This window comes from Nocardia rhizosphaerae, assembly GCF_042650365.1.
GTDB classification, from domain to species: Bacteria; Actinomycetota; Actinomycetes; order Mycobacteriales; family Mycobacteriaceae; genus Nocardia; species Nocardia rhizosphaerae.
The window spans coordinates 72800-85537 of record NZ_JBHSBA010000002.1; the positions used below are offsets into that span (position 1 = coordinate 72800).

A 12738-nucleotide genomic window follows, 5' to 3' on the forward strand; every position below is an offset into this window, starting at 1 on the left:
GTGGTGGCATGAGTACTTTGCACAAGTTCAAGGCGTACTTCGGCATGGTTCCGCTCGACGAGTACGAAGACGATTACGTCGACGATCACGCCCCTCGCGGCGCCGAGGAGCGCGCGAGCCGCGCTCGCCCGCGCAGCTACGACCGCTACGCGGAGGACCGCTACGGTTCCGACCGCTTCGACGACGATTCCGACGACTACCCGCAGCCTGCCTACAAGTCGGCCTACCAGGCACGTCGTGACGACTACGGTGCCGACGGCTACGCCGACGACCGCTACGAGGCGCCCCGGCGGCCGACCAGGATCGAGTCGGCGCCCTCGTCGGGCCGCGGCTTCCGGGCCGGCGGCGTCGCGCCGGGAATGCGTGCTTCCACCCGTGGCGCGCTCGCGGTGGATCCCGATGCCGAGGAGCGCAGGTTGGAGGAGCGCATGCGACCCGAGCCCGCGACGGCGCGGCGGCCGGGGATCTTCGAGGACGGAGGCCCCTTGTCCAAGATCACCACGCTGCGTCCCCGTGATTACAGCGAGGCCAGGATCATCGGTGAGCGGTTCCGTGAAGGTAACCCGGTGATCATGGACCTGGTCGATCTCAGCAATGCCGACGCCAAGCGGCTCGTGGATTTCGCAGCGGGTCTCGCATTCGCGCTGCGTGGGTCGTTCGACAAGGTCGCGACGAAGGTGTTCCTGCTCTCACCGGCCGATGTCGACGTATCGGCGGAAGAACGCCGCCGGATCGCCGAAAACGGCTTCTACAACCAGAAATAGGCGCCCTGTCCGCACCTGCCCGATGGCCGCCCGCGCACCGCGCGGCGCGGCCATTTTGCACCCCGGCGTTTTTGCGGCAGAGTGAATGCCGTGGCCCTGTTCGCGGTTCTGTACCTGCTGCTTTTCATCTTCTGGCTGTTGCTGATCAGCCGGGTGATCGTCGAGTTCATTCGCAGTTTCGCGCGTGACTGGCGCCCGAGCGGTGTGGTGGTGATCCTGCTCGAGATCATCTTCACGGTCACCGACCCGCCGGTGAAACTCCTGAGGCGGCTGATACCTCCTGTGAATCTCGGGGGTATTCGGCTCGATCTGTCGATTATGGTCCTGCTCTTCCTGGTCTTCATCCTGATGTCCATCGTGGGTAGGCTCGGGCAGCCCGTGACCTCCGTGTGACATACTGAATCGAGAAGACCGCTTGCTAGTTCTCCAAAAGACGCGTGAAGGGATCCTTCGATGCCGCTGACTCCTGCCGATGTGCATAACGTCGCGTTCAGCAAACCGCCGATCGGGAAGCGCGGCTACAACGAGGACGAAGTCGACGCCTTCCTGGATCTCGTCGAGCAGGAGCTGTCGCGCCTGATCGAGGAGAACGCCGACCTGCGTCAGCGGGTCGCCGAGCTCGACACCGAGCTGGCCGAGGCCAAGAAGAACCGTGGCCCCGCCCCCGCGGTGACCGCGAAGGCGCCGGTGCAGCAGGCCCCGCCGCCTGCGCCGGAACCCATCGCGCCACCGGTGCCACCGGCCCCACCAGCACCGATGCCGGCTGCCGCGCCGCCGCGGGACAACTCCGGTCCCGACGCCAATATGCAGGCGGCCAAGGTGCTCACCCTGGCCCAGGAGATGGCCGACCGGCTCACCACCGACGCCAAGACCGAGGCAGAGGGCCTGCTGTCGAACGCGCGGGCAAACTCCGAGCGACTGGTCGGTGACGCCCGCACCCGCTCGGAGGCGATGATCGCCGACGCGCGCCAGAAGTCCGACGCGATGCTGGCCGACGCGCAGAACCGCTCCGACACTCAGATCCGGCAGGCCAAGGACAAGGCCGAGGCTCTGACCGCCGACGCCGAGCGTCAGCACGCCGAGATCATGGCCACCATCACCCAGCAGCGCACCGTGCTGGAGAGCCGGATCGAGCAGCTCAAGACCTTCGAGCGCGAGTACCGCGTGCGGCTGAAGTCGTACCTGGAGTCGCAGCTGGAGGAGCTGGAGAACCGCGGGTCGGCCGTGCCGGTCGACGGCGGCGAGTTCGCCGGCGAGACCAACGGCTCCGCCAACAACCTGGCTCCGGCCTCCTTCGCCAAGGGCGGCAAGTAAACTGGACCCGGGTCACGCGGAATCTCGCGTGGCTCGGGAACGCCCAGCTTCGTCGGGCTGCTCGGGTTCTTGGGAGTCAGCATGCTCGTCTTGACGCTCGTCCTCGCGGCGATCGGCTTCGGTCTGCTCGTCGCGGCGCTCGCCACCGGCTCGGTGCTGTGGGCGTGGGGATGCATTCTGGTATGCCTGATCGGTGCCGGCACCCTGCTGGTGAGCGCGCTGGCCACGCGGAAACCCGAGAACGACGAGGTCCGGCCCGGCAGGCACGTCCGGCGGGACTGACCGCGGGAATATCCGCTGGACGATTCCCGCTAGAATCAAGGAACCACGGCAGTGATCCGGCCATCACCGGGGAGCCTTCGGAAGAACGGCGCGCACGCGCTCAGTAGAACCGAACGGGTGAGCCCGTCACAGCTCACACAACGAGAGGCCCGCGCCGCCGCCACCAGCGGACGGTAGGGGCAAGCGGGGTGGTACCGCGGTACGGCGCACCGGCGTCGGCATCGTCCCCGTGCCCAGGATTCGCGCCGACGGCGCGGCGGCACGAGGAGCAGATCCGCGATGGCGGACGAGACAACCACCGGTGCATACCCCCGGGTCGATTTCGGCGCCGGTTCCGGCGCGTCTTTCCCGGAACTCGAACAGCAGGTCCTCGACTACTGGACCCGCGACGACACCTTCCGCGCCAGCATCGCCGATCGCGACGGCTCCGGTGAGTTCGTCTTCTACGACGGCCCGCCCTTCGCCAACGGCCTGCCGCACTACGGCCACTTGCTCACCGGCTACGTCAAAGACCTCATCCCGCGCTTCCAGACCATGCGCGGTAAGAAGGTCGACCGTCGTTTCGGCTGGGACACCCACGGTCTGCCCGCCGAGATCGAGGCAGAGAAGCAGCTCGGCATCACCGACAAGGCGCAGATCGAACAGATGGGGCTGGCCGAATTCAACGCGGCCTGCAAGGCCTCGGTGCTGCGCTACACGGGGGAGTGGCGCGACTACGTCACCCGCCAGGCCCGCTGGGTCGATTTCGACAACGACTACAAGACCCTCGACCTCGACTTCATGGAGTCGGTGATGTGGGCCTTCAAGTCGCTCTACGACAAGGGCCTGATCTACCAGGGCTTCCGGGTGCTGCCCTACAGCTGGTACGAACAGACGCCGCTGTCGAACCAGGAGACCCGCCTCGACGACGCGTACAAGATGCGCCAGGACCCGGCGGTCACCGTCGACATGGTGCTCTCGGTCCCGGCCGAGCATCCGCTCGCCGCGCTCGACGGCGCCAATGCGCTGATCTGGACCACCACGCCGTGGACCCTGCCGTCCAACCTGGCGATCGCCGTCCACCCCGACGTGCGCTACGTGCAGGTGCAGGCCGCTGACGGCAAGCGCTATGTGCTGGCCGCCGACCGGGTATCGCACTACGCCCGCGAGTTCGGCGAGGAACCGACGGTGCTCGGCGAATACGACGGCGCCGCCCTGGCCGATCTGTCCTACCGGCCGCCGTTCGACTTCTTCCTCGGCCACCCGCGCGCGCACCGGGTGCTCACCGCCGACTACGTCACCACCGATTCCGGCACCGGAATCGTCCACCTCGCACCGGCTTTCGGTGAGGAGGACATGGATGTGGCCACGGCCGCCGGGATCGAGATCGTGCAGCCGCTCGACCCGGCGGGCAAGTTCACCTCGATGGTGCCGCCGTATGAGGGCCTGATGGTCTTCGACGCCAACCCGGTGATCATCTCCGACCTCAAGGCCGCCGGAAAGCTGTTGCGGCACGAGACGATCGAGCACTCCTACCCGCACAGCTGGCGCTCGGGCCAGCCGCTGATCTACATGGCGGTGCCGTCCTGGTTCGTGGCGGTCACCCAGTTCCGCGACCGGATGGTGGAACTGAACAAGCAGATCAGCTGGGTGCCCGAGCACATCCGGGACGGCCAGTTCGGCAAGTGGCTCGAGGGCGCGCGCGACTGGAACATCAGCCGCAACCGCTACTGGGGTTCGCCGATCCCGGTGTGGGTGTCGGACAATCCTGAGTTCCCGCGCGTGGACGTGTACGGCTCCCTCGACGAGCTCGAGCGCGACTTCGGCGTGCGCCCGGCCGACCTGCACCGGCCGATGATCGATGAGCTGGTGCGGCCGAATCCCGATGACCCGAGTGGGAAGTCGATGATGCGGCGCACCCCCGAGGTTCTCGACTGCTGGTTCGAGTCCGGGTCGATGCCGTTCGCGCAGGTGCACTACCCGTTCGAGAACAAGGACTGGTTCGACAGTCACTTCCCTGGCGATTTCATCGTCGAGTACAACGGGCAGACTCGCGGCTGGTTCTACACCCTGCACGTGCTCGCGACCGCGCTGTTCGACTCGCCCGCGTTCAAAACCGTGGCCGCGCACGGCATCGTGCTCGGCGACGACGGCCTGAAGATGTCGAAGTCCAAGGGCAACTACCCCGATGTCAACGAGGTCTTCGACCGCGACGGTTCCGACGCGATGCGCTGGTTCCTGATGAGCTCGCCGATCCTGCGCGGCGGCAACCTCATCGTCACCGAGCGCGGCATCCGCGAGGGAGTGAGCCATGCGCTGCGCCCGCTGTGGAACGCGTGGACCTTCCTGCAGCTCTACGCCTCGACGCCGGGAGTGTGGCGCACGGATTCGCCGCACGTGCTCGACCGGTACATCCTGGCCAAGCTCGCGGTGACCAGGGACGTGATCACCGAGGCGCTCGAGGATTACGACATCGCCGGTGCCTGCGACGAGCTGCGGGCTTTCGCCGACGCGCTCACCAATTGGTATGTGCGCCGGTCGCGTTCGCGGTTCTGGTCCGAGGACCGGGACGCGGTGGACACCCTGCACACCGTGCTGGAGGTGGCCACCCGGCTGGCCGCGCCGCTGCTGCCGCTGGTCAGCGAGGTGATCTGGCGCGGGCTCACCGGCGGACGGTCGGTGCACCTGACCGACTGGCCGGGCGAGACCGAGCTGCGCCACGATGCCGAGCTGGTCGCGGCGATGGACGAGGTGCGGGTGGTGTGCTCCACGGCGCTGAGCCTGCGCAAGGCCAAGAACCTGCGGGTACGGCTGCCGCTGGCCGAGGTCACCATCGCCGCGGGCGACGTCGAACGGCTCACGCCGTTCACCGCGCTGATCGCCGACGAGGTGAACGTCAAGAAGGTCGACCTGACCACCGATGTGGACGCGCACGGCCGGTTCGAACTGGCCGTCAACGCCAGGGCGGCGGGTCCGCGCCTCGGCAAGGACGTCCAGACGGTGATCAAGGCCGTGAAGGCGGGCCAGTGGTCGGAGTCGGCCGACGGTGTGGTGACCGCCGCCGGGATCACCCTGCTGCCCGAGGAATACACCCAGCGACTGGTGGCCGCCGAACCCGAGTCCACCGCCGCCCTGCCCGGCAATGCCGGTCTGGTGGTGCTGAACTCGGTGGTCACCGAGGAACTGGAGGCCGAGGGCTGGGCCCGCGATCTCATCCGCGACCTGCAGGAGACCCGCAAGTCGCAGGGCCTCGAGGTCTCGGACCGGATCGCCGTCACCCTCGAGGTGCCCACCGAGCGGCTGGCCTGGGCACAGACCCATCGCGACCTGATCGCGGGCGAAATCCTCGCCACCACCCTGGATTTCGGGGCCGCCGAGGCAGGCTCCGCCGAACTCACCGGTGGGGTGAAGGCCGTGGTCGTCAAGGCGTGAGCCGAACCGGCGTCGGGGCGGGACCCTTTTCCGGGTCCTACCCCGACGCCGGGAAACGGCAGTATCGCGACGTGGTGGGTGTGCTGACCGCGGACGCCCGGCTGAGCGGGCGCCCGGACCGGCCTGCCGGCTTCGGCTGAGGCGGCGTCGTCAGTCGACGAGCTGGCGCAGCAGCGGACCGTACTCCGGGTGGGCGAGGGCCGAGGCGAACTGGGCCACCAGGTAGTCGGCCGGGTTGCCGGTGTCGTACCAGCGACCCTGGATCACCTGGCCGTACACCGCGTGGTTGGCGGCGTAGCTGTTGATCGCGTCGGTCAGGTACACCTCGCCGTTCTGGTGGGTGTACCAGTTGTCGGTCTGGCGCTGTAGCTCCTCGATGATGCCGGGGGTCACGACATAGCCGCCGATCGCCGCGAACGCCGACGGGGCGTCCTCCGGCTTGGGCTTCTCCATCAGCCCGGAGATGCGCAGCAGCCCGTCGTCGAGGTCCTCGCGCACCACCGGGACGCCGTAGCGCTGCGACTCACCCGGTTCCATCGGCAGCAGCGCCAGCACCGGGCAGCCGGTGGACTCGTAGGCGGTGATGAGCTGCTGGGCGCGCGGGACCTCGGCGACGAACACGTCGTCGGGCCACAGCACCAGCATCGGCTCGTCGCCGAGATGCCGGGCCGCGTTGAGCACCGGGGTGCCGTTGCCGTACGGGCCGTGCTGGTCGAGGTAGGTGATGTGGCCTGCGGCGGAGAGCTCACCGACCTCCTGGACCGCGTCGGCGAAGGCGGACTTGCCGTCGGCCCGCAGCTGGGCCACCAGCGCCGGGTTCGGTCGGAAGTGATCCTGGATCAGCGACTTGCCGCCGCTCACCACGATCGTGATGTCGGTGATCCCGGAGGAGACCAGCTCACGGACGGTGTGTTCGATGACCGGCTTGTCCCCGACCGGCAGCATCTCCTTCGGCGTCGCCTTCGTCAGCGGGAGCAGCCGGGAGCCGATGCCCGCAGCGGGAATGACAGCCTTGCGGATCTTCATCTCCCGATCATCACACACCCGGCCCGGTCGCCGCTGTGCCACGGCTGTCAGTGAGCTGGGAAATCTGTCGGAGCGACGGCGTAGATTGCGGGCGTGAGCACCGACGCCGCCGCAGCAGAAGCCCCGGCCAGGCCCGACGCCGCGGCCACCGGGCGCCGCTGGGTGCTGCACATCGACATGGACGCGTTCTTCGCCTCGGCCGAGCAGCTCACCCGCCCCACCCTGCGCGGCCGTCCCGTCCTCGTCGGCGGCGCCGGTCAGCGCGGGGTCGTGGCCGGGGCCAGCTACGAGGCCAGGGTGTACGGCGCGCGCTCGGCCATGCCCATGCATCAGGCGCGCAGGCTGATCGGGGTGTCGGCGGTGGTGGTGCCGCCACGCGGCGCGGTGTATTCGGTGCTCAGCGCACAGGTGTTCGACACCCTGCGCAGCCGCGTTCCGGTGCTGGAGACGCTGTCGTTCGACGAGGCATTCGCCGAACCCGCCGAATTGGCGGGCGCCGATGTCACCGGCGTCGAGGAGTACTGCGCGAGGCTGCGCGCGCTCGTGCACGAACGCACCGGTCTCACCGCCTCCATCGGCGCCGGGACCGGTAAGCAGCTCGCCAAGATCGGATCCGGACTGGCCAAACCCGACGGAATGCGAGTGATCTCCCCGGCCGAACAGGGCACATTGCTGGCCGGGCTGCCGGTGCGCAAGCTGTGGGGGATCGGCCCGGTCGCCGAAAGCCGACTGCGCAGTCTCGGCATCGAGACCGTCGGCGCGTTCGCGGCCCTGCCCGAATCGGAGGCCGCGTCGATCCTCGGCGGCAGCGTCGGGGCCGCGCTGCACCGGCTCGCCCGCGGCATCGACGACCGCCCGGTCGCCGAACGCGCCGAAGCCAAACAGATCAGCGCCGAGAACACCTACGAACGCGACATCGTCACCATGACCGACCTGCGCTCCGCCATCGCCGCGATGGCCGCCGCCGCGCACCGCAGGCTCGACCGCGACGGCCGCGCCGCCCGCACCGTGGTGCTCAAACTCAAGAAGTCCGACATGGGCATCGTGACGAGGTCGTTCACCCTGCCCTACGCCACCGCCGACGCGGCCACGCTCGCCGCGGCCGCGCAGCGCTCGGCGATCGACCCCGCCGAACTCGGGCCCGTCCGGCTCGTCGGTGTCGGCTATGGCGGACTGTCGCTGGTCCGGCAGGAATCCCTGTTCCCCGAACTCGACCAGGCGGTGCCCGCCGACGCCACGCTCGAACAGACCACCGAGCCCGAGCCCGCCGAGCCCGCCCCGAACACGCCTGCCGGACACTGGTTTCCCGGCGTGGACGTGCGGCATCCCGAGTTCGGGCACGGCTGGGTACAGGGCGCGGGCTACGGCGTGGTGACCGTGCGCTTCGAAACCCGCTCCACCGGGCCCGGTCCCGCCCGCACCTTCCCGGCCGACGACCCGGATCTCACCAGGGCCGACCCCCTCGCCAGCCTGGCCTGAGCATTGACATCCTCGCCGCCCTTCAACGGCGGCGATTCCTACCAGCGGCTGTCGACGCTCTCGGTGGGTTACTGCTTCTCAGCCAAGCGCCGCAACCTTGCCGAAAGTGCGCCCATACCGGTGCGCTTTCTCGGCCAACCTGCGGGCGCATCCGAACGCCTGCGCCAGCGGAACCTGCTGGCGCGGCGTCGGATAGATGCGAAAGCTGTACCGGAGTCGCACGCCCGCATCCTGTCGGCATCGGGTGTTCAGCGACCAGCACCTGACTCGGGCCTTGCCGGCCCTCCCGCGTCCGCCTTCACCACCGGGCTGAAGCCCGGCGCACCGGGGGACATTCGGTAGCCTCGTCTACCGCGATGGAACTCCCCCTCGAACGCAAAGGACGAGCAGTTGAAGCTTCGTACGACCGGACGTGTCGCGATCGCAGGCCTGGCCGTGGTGGCGGCCCTCGGGCTGAGTGCGTGCAGTGATGACAAGGGTGATACGCCCGTTGCCAAGACCACGACCAGTGCTGCTGCTACCACGTCGGCGACGGTGGCGTTGCCGCCGGTGCCGTCGGTGGAGGAGTTGAATGCGCAGTTGAATACGGCGCTGGATCCGTCGGTGCCCAATGAGCAGAAGCTGGATTTCGTGCAGGGTGGTGAGGCTGATCCGGAGTTGCCGAACCGGTTGGCTGTCGCGGCGCAGGATGCCGGGGTGGTGGTGCAGGTGACGGAGGTGACTTCGTTCGGTGAGAGTGTGAACGCGAAGGCGGATTTCACGGTGAACGGGCAGACGAATGTGGTGGATGTGCCGTTCGTGGTGGAGGACGGTAAGTGGAAGGTGCAGAAGGTGTGGGCGTGCACGATGTTGACCAATTTGGGTCAGCAGTCGGTCGCCTGCGCCTGAGGTAGGCCGTCGCCGGGCGGGGCTGGGCGGGCGGTGCGCGGCGTCGGTGCCGCCGCGGGCCGGTCTACCGCGCCTCCGGCGGTGTTTCGCGGCCTCATCGGCGCCCGGCTAGTATCGGGCCCCGTGGTTGAGACGATGGTGCGGCCGGGTAATCCGCCCAAGGATGCTTCGGAGCCCGCACCTCGGGCACGGGTCGGGGGATCGGCGCGGATCGTCGCCGTCGTGGCCGGTCTCCTCGGGCTGCTGAGTGCGATCGCCCTGCCCTTCCTGCCGGTGCAGGTCGACACCGCGACGGTGTCCTGGCCGCAGCGCGGCACACTCACCTCGATCGAGTCCCCGCTGGTCGCCTACGCGCCCGCCGAGCTGACCGCGACCGTCCCGTGCGCCGCGCTCGGCGCACTCGCGGGTACGGGCGGCGTGGCGGTGTCGACCATCCCGGCGCAGGCGGTGGACATGGAGCGCTACGGCTTCGTCGTCAAGGTCGTCGCCGACACCGCCGACCGGCCCGGCCGCGTCGATGTGGTCTCCCGGTCGACGCTGCTGTGGTCGGCGCCGCTGGCCGACGTGCTCGGCGCCGACTGCGCGATCGCCACCACCCTCACTCCCGCCGCCGCCACGGTCGCCGTGACCGGCCTCGGCGCCGCCGGGGCCACCGTGCCCGCCGACTTACGGCCGCAGGTGGTCGGCGTGTTCAGCGAGCTCACCGGCGCCCCGCCCGCCGGGCTCGCGGTGGACGTCGTCGCCGATTCCCGCTACATCACCTCGCCCACCGCGCTCAAACTCGCGGTCATCGCGCTGTGCCTGCTCGCCACCGCGGTGGCCCTGTTCGCGCTGCACCGGCTCGACGCGCTCGACGGCCGCGCGGCCCGCCGGTTCCTGCCGCAGCGCTGGTGGCGGCTGCGCCCGGTCGACTGGCTGGTGTTCGGGGTCCTCACCGTCTGGCATTTCATCGGCGCCAACACCTCCGACGACGGCTACATCCTCGGCATGGCACGCGGCGCGGCCAGTTCCGGCAACATGTCGAACTACTACCGCTGGTTCAGCGTCGACGAGGGCCCGTTCTACACGCCCTACACCGACATCATCGGCTGGATCGCGCAGCTGTCCACCGCCAGCCCGGTGGTGCGGCTGCCCGCGCTGGGCGCCGGCCTGCTCACCTGGTGGCTGATCAGCCGCGAGGTGCTGCCCCGGCTCGGCGTCGCGGTGCGGCGGCAGCGGGTCGCCACCTGGACCGCGGCCCTGGTGTTCCTGGCTTTCTGGCTGCCCTACAACAACGGCCTGCGCGCGGAATTCGTCGTCGCGCTCGGTGTGCTCGTCACCTGGGTGTCGGTGGAGCGGGCCATCGCGACCCGGCGGCTGCTGCCGTTCGCGGTGGCGGTGATCGTCGCCGCGTTCACCCTCACCGGCGCCCCGTCCGGCCTGATCTGCCTCGGCGCCCTGATCGCGGGCGCGCGCACCGTCACCGCGGTGATCATGCGGCGCGCCGAGTCGGTCGGCTATGCCGCGCTGCTGCTGCCGATCCTGGCGGCGGGCAGCGTGGTGCTCACCGTCGTGTTCGCCGACCGGACCCTGGCCGGTGTGCTGACCATGTTCGACGTGCACGGCAAGATCGGGCCCGGCGAATCCTGGTTCTTCGAGTTCCTGCGCTACCAGTACCTGCTGCAGATCAATGCCGACGGCTGGCTGACCCGCCGCTTCGGCGTATTCGTCATGCTGCTCGGCCTGGTGGTGTGCGCGGCCACCATGCTGCGCAAGGGTGGGCACATCCCCGGCACCGCGGTCGGCCCCACCCGGCGGCTGCTCGGCATCACCCTGGCCGCCATGGTGCTGATGATGTTCTCGCCCACCAAATGGACCCACCAGTTCGGGGTGTTCGCCGGTCTCGGCACCTGCGTCGCCGCGGTGACCGCCGTGGCGGTGAACCCGTCCGTGCTGCGGCCGCTGCGCAATCGCGCGCTGTTCGCCGCCGCCGTCTTCTTCGCCCTGGCCATGACCTGGGTCGGCGCCAACGGTTACTGGTACGCCTCCTCGTGGGGCATCCCGTGGTGGGACAAGCCACCGACAGTCGCCGGCTTCGGCGTCTCGACGGTGTTCGCCGGTCTCACCGGCCTGTGCCTGCTGATCGCGGCATGGTTCCACATCCACCCGAACCCCTCGGCACGCGCCGGGCGCCTCGCCCGGATCCCCGTGCTCGCCGTCGTCGCCGCGATGATGGTGCTGTTCGAGGTGGCCTCCTTCGCCAAGGCGACCGTCGCCCAATACCCGGCGTACTCGCTGGCGACCTCCAACTTCCGGGCGGCCTTCGCCGGCGGCTGCGGGATGGCCGATGAGGTGCTCGTGGAGACCGACCCGAACGCATCGATGCTCGTCCCGCTCACCGGCGACGCGGCAACGGCGCTGGCCGGGATCGAATCCACCGGTTTCCGCCCCGGCGGGGTGGCTCCGGTGCTCACCTCCGACGAGGTGGAATCGACGACGGGCCAGGCGAATTCGGTCTCCGACGATCCCGACACCCTGCGCGATGCCTCGACCTCGGCCGGTGCCGAGACACGGCAGGGCTCGCCGGCGCTGCCGTTCGGTCTCGACCCGGCGACCACGCCCGTCCTCGGCAGCTATCGTCCCGGCCCACAGGAGCCCGCCGCGCTCACCAGCGGCTGGTTCCGGCTGCCCGACGGGCCGCGCGGTCCGCTGCTCACGGTGGCGGTCGCGGGCCGGGTCCGCTCGGTCGACGCCGACGGTGTCGTGCATCCAGGCCAGGAGCTCGCCGTCGAGTACGGCACCGCGGCCGCCGACGGCACCGTCACGGTGACCGGCCGGGCGCTGCCGATCGATATCGGCCCCTCGCCGATGTGGCGCAACCTGCGGGTCCCGCTCGACACCGTGCCCGCCGACACGAGTGTCGTCCGGCTGGTCGCCCAGGACCGGGATCTCGGCCCGGATCAGTGGCTGGCGCTCACTCCGCCGCGGCTGCCGCAGCTGACGACGCTCGACGCGGTCGTCGGCCGGGAGACGCCGGTCCTGCTGGACTGGGCGGTGGGCCTGCACTTCCCGTGCCAGCAGCACCTGCCGACCCACAACGGCATCTCGGACCTGCCCGAATACCGCATCCTGCCCGACCGCAACGGCGCCACCATCACCAACCTGTGGCAGGGTCACGACGGCGGCGGCCCGCTCGGCTGGACCCAGCTGCTGTTCACCGCCCGCACCCTGCCGACCTACCTGAACAACGACTGGGATCGCGACTGGGGTTCGCTCGAGCAATACCTCCCGCTCGACTCCGCCGCTGTCCCTGCGCAACCTGCCGTGACCGCCGAGAATCGCTGGGGGACATGGACACCGGGCCCGATCATCACAGCCTGGTAGGGACTCAGGGCCGGACGGTCCCGCCGGGCGGCAGCGCGGTCGGCGAGGCTGTTTCGAAGTCCGCCGACGCTGCTGTGGGCACGCGCTGAGCACTCACCAATCGCTCGGATTGTCTCGTATGCGACCGATCGGCGGGTAAATGAACGGTGTGCGCGGTGCCCTACGCCATCCCGCGGCAGCGAGACCGGCAGCAAGTATGCCCAGATCGTGC

The 12738-nt window shown here is 69.5% G+C and carries 10 protein-coding genes; 8 read left to right on the forward strand and 2 right to left on the reverse strand.

Going from position 1 to position 12738, the window contains the following annotated elements:
- The first annotated feature begins 8 nt into the window (after positions 1-8).
- From ACFOW8_RS01285 to ileS, 5 genes are all read left to right on the forward strand, one after another.
- Positions 9-764 carry a cell division protein SepF gene (locus tag ACFOW8_RS01285; RefSeq protein ID WP_378544079.1) on the forward strand — a complete coding sequence of 252 codons (756 nt, stop codon included), beginning with the start codon at positions 9-11 and terminating at the stop codon, positions 762-764.
- Positions 765-854: 90 nt separating this feature from the next.
- Positions 855-1157, forward strand: a complete 303-nt coding sequence (locus ACFOW8_RS01290; protein ID WP_378544082.1) for a YggT family protein — start codon at positions 855-857, stop codon at positions 1155-1157.
- A 60-nt stretch (positions 1158-1217) separates the two neighbouring features.
- On the forward strand, positions 1218-2078 hold the full coding sequence (wag31, locus tag ACFOW8_RS01295) for a DivIVA-like cell division protein Wag31 (protein WP_378544086.1): 861 nt from the start codon (positions 1218-1220) through the stop codon (positions 2076-2078).
- A gap of 81 nt (positions 2079-2159) precedes the next feature.
- The gene (locus tag ACFOW8_RS01300) at positions 2160-2360 is read left to right on the forward strand and encodes a hypothetical protein (protein ID WP_378544089.1); all 201 of its coding nucleotides are present in this window, start codon (positions 2160-2162) and stop codon (positions 2358-2360) included.
- A gap of 279 nt (positions 2361-2639) precedes the next feature.
- A complete protein-coding gene (ileS, locus tag ACFOW8_RS01305) occupies positions 2640-5771 on the forward strand; it encodes an isoleucine--tRNA ligase (RefSeq protein ID WP_378544092.1) in 3132 nt (1043 codons plus the stop codon).
- 150 nt (positions 5772-5921) lie between these two features.
- Here ileS and ACFOW8_RS01310 read toward each other — a convergent pair whose 3' ends face one another.
- Positions 5922-6797, reverse strand: a complete 876-nt coding sequence (locus tag ACFOW8_RS01310; RefSeq protein WP_378544096.1) for a UTP--glucose-1-phosphate uridylyltransferase — start codon at positions 6795-6797, stop codon at positions 5922-5924.
- Positions 6798-6974: 177 nt separating this feature from the next.
- On the opposite strand from ACFOW8_RS01310, the gene ACFOW8_RS01315 reads away from it, so the two are divergent.
- Positions 6975-8276, forward strand: a complete 1302-nt coding sequence (locus ACFOW8_RS01315; protein WP_449289752.1) for a DNA polymerase IV — start codon at positions 6975-6977, stop codon at positions 8274-8276.
- Between the two features lie 78 nt (positions 8277-8354).
- Here the strand turns inward: ACFOW8_RS01315 and ACFOW8_RS01320 are convergent, their stop codons facing one another.
- Positions 8355-8498, reverse strand: coding sequence for a helix-turn-helix domain-containing protein (locus tag ACFOW8_RS01320; RefSeq protein WP_378544102.1), 144 nt, complete (start codon positions 8496-8498; stop codon positions 8355-8357).
- A 168-nt stretch (positions 8499-8666) separates the two neighbouring features.
- On the opposite strand from ACFOW8_RS01320, the gene ACFOW8_RS01325 reads away from it, so the two are divergent.
- Both ACFOW8_RS01325 and ACFOW8_RS01330 read left to right on the forward strand, forming a co-directional pair.
- Positions 8667-9164, forward strand: a complete 498-nt coding sequence (locus tag ACFOW8_RS01325) for a hypothetical protein (protein ID WP_378544105.1) — start codon at positions 8667-8669, stop codon at positions 9162-9164.
- Between the two features lie 135 nt (positions 9165-9299).
- Positions 9300-12527 carry an arabinosyltransferase domain-containing protein gene (locus ACFOW8_RS01330; RefSeq protein WP_378544250.1) on the forward strand — a complete coding sequence of 1076 codons (3228 nt, stop codon included), beginning with the start codon at positions 9300-9302 and terminating at the stop codon, positions 12525-12527.
- Positions 12528-12738 lie beyond the last annotated feature (211 nt).

Bases quoted from the DNA above. Each gene is read 5' to 3' on its own strand.
- ACFOW8_RS01285 (WP_378544079.1), top strand. From the start codon at position 9: ATGAGTACTTTGCACAAGTTCAAGGCGTACTTCGGCATGGTTCCGCTC.
- wag31 (WP_378544086.1), top strand. From the start codon at position 1,218: ATGCCGCTGACTCCTGCCGATGTGCATAACGTCGCGTTCAGCAAACCG.
- ACFOW8_RS01300 (WP_378544089.1), top strand. From the start codon at position 2,160: ATGCTCGTCTTGACGCTCGTCCTCGCGGCGATCGGCTTCGGTCTGCTC.
- ileS (WP_378544092.1), top strand. From the start codon at position 2,640: ATGGCGGACGAGACAACCACCGGTGCATACCCCCGGGTCGATTTCGGC.
- ACFOW8_RS01310 (WP_378544096.1), bottom strand. From the start codon at position 6,797: ATGAAGATCCGCAAGGCTGTCATTCCCGCTGCGGGCATCGGCTCCCGG.
- ACFOW8_RS01315 (WP_449289752.1), top strand. From the start codon at position 6,975: ATGGACGCGTTCTTCGCCTCGGCCGAGCAGCTCACCCGCCCCACCCTG.
- ACFOW8_RS01330 (WP_378544250.1), top strand. From the start codon at position 9,300: ATGGTGCGGCCGGGTAATCCGCCCAAGGATGCTTCGGAGCCCGCACCT.